The following is a 5,787-nucleotide window of genomic DNA, read 5'->3' as shown; positions in this document are numbered from 1 at the left end:
GCTTCGGTTTCGAGCGCGCCGCGCAGTATGGGTAGGTGCAGGTGGCCGTGGATGCGGCGGAACTGCTTGCCGGCCTCGGCCATTCCGGCGGCGCACCAGCGCAGCGCCATCTGCCCGTCGCGCCAGCGTTTGACGTTTCCGTCGTGCTCGCGGCAGACGGAGATCATCGACTCGATGCAGTTCGTCGAGCGCAACGTCGGGCGAACATCTTGTCCATCGCGTCGAATGCTTACTTCGCAGCGCGCCGGATCCCGTCGGGGCCGATCACTCCGTCGATGACGTAGTCGACAAGGACTTCAGTGCTTCGCCGAGGTTGTGTCTCGCCGACTCGGTCAGACCCATCTGCAGTTCCCACGCGTAACCGCGGATCGCCAAGAGATGGACCTCGGGAACCCCCCCGAAGCATTGTTTGGCGGTCGCGAGGATCGAAGGAATCGAGAGTGCGTGCGAGGTAAAGGTGAAATCCAGCTTCGGTTCAGGGCGTGTCAGTGCGAAGGACGCGACCGCCGGATCCTTCGTCGCGTCCACGAAGAGCACCCGAGTGAATCCGTTGATCAGGTCAGCGTCTTCGAGGTTGAGCTGGTAGGTGCGACGCAGGTCCGACTTGGCAGGGTGCTCTTGCGCCTCGAGTTCGTCGATGAATGCCCAGCCCAGTCCGTCGTCCTGACGTCCGACATTGCCGATGCCGTAGATCAGCGATGACGGGTCGTCGAAGTAGTCCAGTGTGGGAAATCGCGGCTCAGCGGACACGCTCATTGATCACCCGGCCTGCCTTGTCGACGACCGAAACGATGAGCGGCATCTGCCCCAAAGCGTGTGTGGCACAACTCAAGCACGGATCATAGGCGCGGATACCCACTTCAATGGCGTTCATCATGCCTTCGGTGATCTCGGCCTTGCCGCCGAGGTAATCCTCTGCGACGCTACGCACCGTCCGGTTGAGCACCTGGTTGTTCTGGGTGGTGGCCACGATGAGGTTCGCGAATGTCACATTGCCCTCGGGGCCGGCGCGGTAATGGTGCAGCAGGGTGCCGCGGGGCGCCTCCACCACCCCGACTCCGTCACCAGTCCACGCGTCGGCGGGCGGTGTGACCACCAAGGTGTCCTTCTGCAGATCCGGATCCAGCAGTAGGTCTCGAACGACCTCTGCGGCGTGGATGATTTCGATCGTTCGCGCCCAATTCGTGTGCAGCGTCATATTGTTGGCGCAGCCGCCGGTGTATCCGTGGAACTTCTCCAGAGCGTGCTGCGCGAGCGGCGTCGACAGCGTCTTCGTGACGTTGAGCCGGGCGAGTGGTCCCACCCGCACCGAGCCGGCGTCTCGGCCGAGTTCGGTGAGGAACGGAAACTTCATGTAGCTCCACTTTTCGACGCCCTCGGAGATGTGGTCGAGGTAGTCGTGGTAGTCGAACTGCCGGACAACCTTCTTCTCGTCGTCGACGATCTTCAGAGTGCCGTCGTAGTAGTCGACATTGCCGTCGGGGTCGACGAGACACATGTTGAGCGCGGGCACGTTCGCAAAACCGTCGACCTCGCTGCGATGCCTGTCGTGGAAGTCGTCGAAGAGTTCGAGCCCCAACTGGGCGTAGTCGATGACCTGATCGACCGACAGAAGTCCGTCCTCCCCGCGAACGAGCCGGTCCACCTCGGTGGGCGTCAGGCTCTTGTTCACGCCGCCCGGCACCGACGAGATACCGTGCATGCGCTTGCCGAAGACCGCCGTGATCACTTCCTGACCCCACTTGCGCAGCATCACAACGCGTTTGACCATTTCGGGATCGGCCTCGATGAGGCCGAGGATGTTGCGTTGTTCGGGTGCAGCGTCCATGCCGAACAGCATCTCCGGTACCACGAGGTAGAAGTACGCGGTGACGTGTGACTGCAGCATCTGCGCGTAATGTCCCAGCCTGCGCATCTTCACGGCGGTCGGCGTGAGGTACATCCCCGAGGGCTGTCCGACCCCGACGATGTCGTCGACCACCTTTGCCCCTGCCAGGTGATGACTGACGAAGCAGATGCCGCAGATACGCTGCATCAGCACCGGGGCCTCCCAGAATGGATGACCCTGGATGAACTTCTCATATCCTCGGAACTCGACGACGTGGAGCCTGGCGTCGACGACGTTGTGGTCGTCGTCGAGTTCAACGACGACCTTCCCGTGACCCTCGATGCGGGTGACGGGATCGATGACGATTCTGCTACCCATGTGTGGTCTTCCGAAGGTCAGTCAAAGTGGTTCAGCGACTTGGGTAAGTCGACGGGACGGTCGTTGATCAGGTCGTCCAGCACGTGCAGGATCGCGTCCGGTCTGGGTGGGCAGCCGGGAAGGAAATAGTCCATCGCGACGACCTCGTGACACGGATACACCTTGGTGGTCAAAATGGGAATCTGTTGATGGAACGGTACGACGGGTTCGGCGCCGGGGACCGCGGTGCGTGAGTTCGTGTAGGCCTCCGCCAAGCAGTCCTTCAGCTCGACCATGTTGCGCATCGCTGGTACCCCGCCCCAGATTGCGCATGCTCCGACCGAGATGAGGACGTCGCAGTTCTCCCGGAAGTGCACCAACGTCTCGATGTTGTCCTCGTTCGCAACCCCGCCTTCGATGAATCCGATGGCGCAGCGTTCGGTGATCCGTTTGAGGTCGGTGAGCGAGGAACGGTGGATGGTGATCTTGTCCAGCAGGCCTAGCAGACGCTCGTCTAGGTCCAGGAGGGACAAAGTACATCCCCAGCAGCCGCACAGGCTGATCATGGACACCTTGATCTTCTCGGCCCGTTCGGCGGCAAGCGCCGGGTCCAGGGGTGTCGCCGAAAGCTCGTGCGACGCGATCGTGTTCATCTCGGGTGCGGTCATTCGGTTTGCCTTCCCAGAGCGCGGTCACGTATCGATTCGATGTCGTACAACCGCTGGCCAATCGGGTCGTCGTAGCCCACCTGCTTTTCTAGGATGGTGCCGACGGGACAGATGGCCACCGCTTCTCGTACCTGTTCGGGCGGCATCGCATTGGCGAGTTCGACGTCGATCTCGATGCGCGCATGCTCGCCGCGCCCACTGATGCTGAAGATCTTCTCACCGGTTTGGTGATCGCGAATGAACTCGACACAGCGCTGGCAGAAGATGCACCGATCGCGTTCCAGCCAGATGTTGTCGGAGGCATGGTCCTGGACGCGCTCGGGGAACTGATACGGGAACCGTGAGACCGTCATGCCGACCTCGTAACCGACCGCCTGCAGAGTGCAGCGACCGCTCTTCTCGCAGCTGGGGCAGTTGTGATTGCCCTCAGAGAACAGCATTTCGACCAACGCCTTGCGCAAGTCGACGGTCTGCGGCTCGTCCACCTCGACATGCATGCCGTCGGTGACCTGCACGGTGCACGCTGGGACTACCCGGCCGTTGACTTTGACCGAACACGCGCGGCAGGTGCCCAGCACCGGCTTTCCCGGCAGGTAGCAGAGGGTCGGGATATACACGCCGGACTCCGCGGCGACATCGACGAAGTTCCTGCCTAATTCGGTGGTCACCGCGACGCCGTCGATCTCAATCTGAATGGTCATCTCGACTCCTGCTCGAGTTGCCGCATGGCCGCGCCGTAACCGCCGAGTGCGTCCTCGATGTCGAAGGACGGCAGCACGTCACCCGTCTGATCGTGAAGTCGGCGGTAGTACTCGTCGGGAAACTTCTCCAGTGTCGTCAAGATCGGATTGGGGGAGCTGGTCCCCAGCCCACACCGACTGGTCCTGGCGATCACACCGCTCCACTGGAGCATATCGTCGAGATCCGATTGACTGGCCATGCCGTCGATGACCAGGTCGACCTTCTGCCGCAGAACCACGTTCCCCACGCGGCAGGGAACGCAGATACCGCAGGACTCGTCCACGAAGAACTGCATGAAATCCCTGACAACGCCGAGCAAGTCGCGCTGGGCATTGAAAACCATGAATGAGCCGTTGCAGGACAGGTCCTCGTGAGCGAGCCGGCGGTCGGCGTCCGCGGCGACCGAAACCATCTCCCCTGAGGGGCCGCTGAGCTGCACCGCGCGGGCATCCCGTGCGCCGACGACCTCCAGCACCTCACGCAGGGTGACACCCCATTCGAACTCGTAGATTCCCGGGGCGGTGCAATCCCCGGCGACACTGAGCAACCTGGTGCCCGAGGACCCTGGGGTACCCATCGCGGCATACCAATCGGCGCCCAACTCCATGACCCGCGCCGCAGCGGCGAACGTCTCGACGTTGTTGACGCAGGTTGGCTTACCGCGGAATCCGTGCTCGGTGGGGAACGGCGGCTTGAGTCGTGGCGTTCCGCGCTTGCCTTCGCAGGACTCGATGAGAGCGGTCTCGTCACCGCAGACGTAGGATCCGGCACCCATCGTGATGCGGATGTCGAAGCCGTCAGCGAGCAGGCCGCCGTCGCGAAGCTCGGTGAGTTGCTGCTCGAGATATGCCCTGAGATAAGCGTATTCAGCGCGCAGGTACACGATTCCGTGCGCCGCGCCGATGGCGTGGGCCGCGATGATCATCCCCACGAACACCTGCTTGGGTGTTCGAGTGAGCAAGACGCGGTCCTTGAACGTACCGGGCTCACCCTCATCGGCATTGCAGATGACGTACTTCTCGTCGTCGGCCGCCTCACGACACAACTGCCACTTGCTTCCGGTGGAGAAGCCGGCACCACCGCGGCCGTGGAGCCGAGAGTCCGTGATGGTCGCGATCACCTGTTCGGGCGTCAACGCCAGACACCGGTCCAGCAATGCCTCATAGTCGGGCTCGTCACTGAAGAAGACCGGGCCGGCTGTGTGCACTGTGGTATTGATCAGCGCCTCGACATAGGCGACATCGCTACGAGGCAGTGCAGACGGATTGGCGATCTCTTCCGGTGACTGTCCCTGCTGCAATCGCGAGATGATGTCAGTGACGGATTCGGGCGTCAGTCGAGTGAAGACCACGCCGTCGATGAGCATCGTCGGCTCTTGGTCACTGAGACCAATGCACGCGGTTTCGAACAAGCTGAATTCGGCTGTTCCGGGCCCGCCGAATCGTGCTGCCGTTCGTCGTTCCAGGGCATCGCGGACCTGCTGGAAACCGTACATCTTGGCAATGACGTTGTCGCTCAGATAAATTCGGTATCGGCCGGTGGGCTCAGTGTGAAAGAAGTGATAGAACGATGCGGTCTCCATGACATCGCCGGGGGCCAATCCCAGCTGGTCGGCGACCGCCCGCACCGCGTCCTGGTGGATGTGGCCGTACCTGTGCTGGACGTCCCACAGTATGTCGATGAGGTCCGTTCGGTCTTTGGAATACCGATCGAGAATCGTCGCGACGTCTGGAACCATGGTTCGTGGCACCGCCCAGGAGTTCGAACGAATCGACGCTGAATGTTTAAATGGTATGACCAGACGGCGATGGTGCATTCCGGTGGCGTACTACCGGCCCGCCTGGAGGCCTCGAGGCTACCACGGTGGTCGCTTTGCGCGGGCCGTTGTCTCAACGGATCGCGCTAGAGCATCAGGGGTCCTGACCGGGACCTTCATGGTTCGCTGAAGCCTTCTCGGAGGACGTCCCGAGCTCCGGAACTTCGGTGGCGGCCCGGTGAGCATCAGGCTGCGCTGACCTGATCAGTGTGCACGACGGTTGCGTCATGTTGGCTGCTTCGGTTTCGAGCGCGCCGCGCAGTATGGGTAGGTGCAGGTGGCCGTGGATGCGGCGGAACTGCTTGCCGGCCTCGGCCATTCCGGCGGCGCACCAGCGCAGCGCCATCTGCCCGTCGCGCCAGCGTTTGACGTTTCCG

5 protein-coding genes and 2 pseudogenes are annotated in these 5,787 nt (G+C 62.2%); all 7 read right to left on the bottom strand.

Annotated features, from left to right (window positions below; translation table 11 throughout):
* Nucleotides 1-197 (bottom strand): annotated as a pseudogene (locus VET27_RS05740) (IS256 family transposase); the annotation flags it as partial.
* Nucleotides 198-264: 67 nt separating this feature from the next.
* The gene (locus tag VET27_RS05735) at nt 265-756 is read right to left on the bottom strand and encodes a hydrogenase maturation protease (RefSeq protein ID WP_526515999.1); all 492 of its coding nucleotides are present in this window, start codon (nt 754-756) and stop codon (nt 265-267) included.
* Nucleotides 740-2,206 (bottom strand): Ni/Fe hydrogenase subunit alpha, encoded by a 1,467-nt coding sequence (locus VET27_RS05730; RefSeq protein WP_526515997.1) that lies wholly within the window; start codon nt 2,204-2,206, stop codon nt 740-742. The genes VET27_RS05735 and VET27_RS05730 overlap by 17 nt, the downstream gene beginning before the upstream one ends.
* Nucleotides 2,207-2,223: 17 nt before the next feature.
* Nucleotides 2,224-2,853: an NADH-quinone oxidoreductase subunit B family protein gene (locus tag VET27_RS05725; RefSeq protein ID WP_526515995.1), complete on the bottom strand. Its 630-nt coding sequence runs from the start codon at nt 2,851-2,853 to the stop codon at nt 2,224-2,226.
* Nucleotides 2,850-3,554, bottom strand: a complete 705-nt coding sequence (locus VET27_RS05720) for a 2Fe-2S iron-sulfur cluster-binding protein (RefSeq protein ID WP_526515993.1) — start codon at nt 3,552-3,554, stop codon at nt 2,850-2,852. Before VET27_RS05720 ends, VET27_RS05725 begins: the two co-directional genes overlap by 4 nt.
* Nucleotides 3,551-5,332, bottom strand: a complete 1,782-nt coding sequence (locus VET27_RS05715; protein WP_526515991.1) for an NAD(P)H-dependent oxidoreductase subunit E — start codon at nt 5,330-5,332, stop codon at nt 3,551-3,553. The genes VET27_RS05720 and VET27_RS05715 overlap by 4 nt, the downstream gene beginning before the upstream one ends.
* 263 nt (nt 5,333-5,595) lie before the next feature.
* Nucleotides 5,596-5,787, bottom strand: a pseudogene (locus VET27_RS05710) (IS256 family transposase); the annotation flags it as partial.

The sequence above is a fragment of the Mycobacterium sp. genome (assembly GCF_035633495.1).
Lineage (GTDB): Bacteria > Actinomycetota > Actinomycetes > Mycobacteriales > Mycobacteriaceae > Mycobacterium.
This window is presented reverse-complemented; position numbering and strand designations above follow the sequence as displayed.

Coding starts and splice junctions, on each gene's coding strand:
- VET27_RS05715 (WP_526515991.1), bottom strand. CDS start 5,332: ATGGTTCCAGACGTCGCGACGATTCTCGATCGGTATTCCAAAGACCGA.
- VET27_RS05735 (WP_526515999.1), bottom strand. CDS start 756: ATGAGCGTGTCCGCTGAGCCGCGATTTCCCACACTGGACTACTTCGAC.
- VET27_RS05725 (WP_526515995.1), bottom strand. CDS start 2,853: ATGACCGCACCCGAGATGAACACGATCGCGTCGCACGAGCTTTCGGCG.
- VET27_RS05720 (WP_526515993.1), bottom strand. CDS start 3,554: ATGACCATTCAGATTGAGATCGACGGCGTCGCGGTGACCACCGAATTA.
- VET27_RS05730 (WP_526515997.1), bottom strand. CDS start 2,206: ATGGGTAGCAGAATCGTCATCGATCCCGTCACCCGCATCGAGGGTCAC.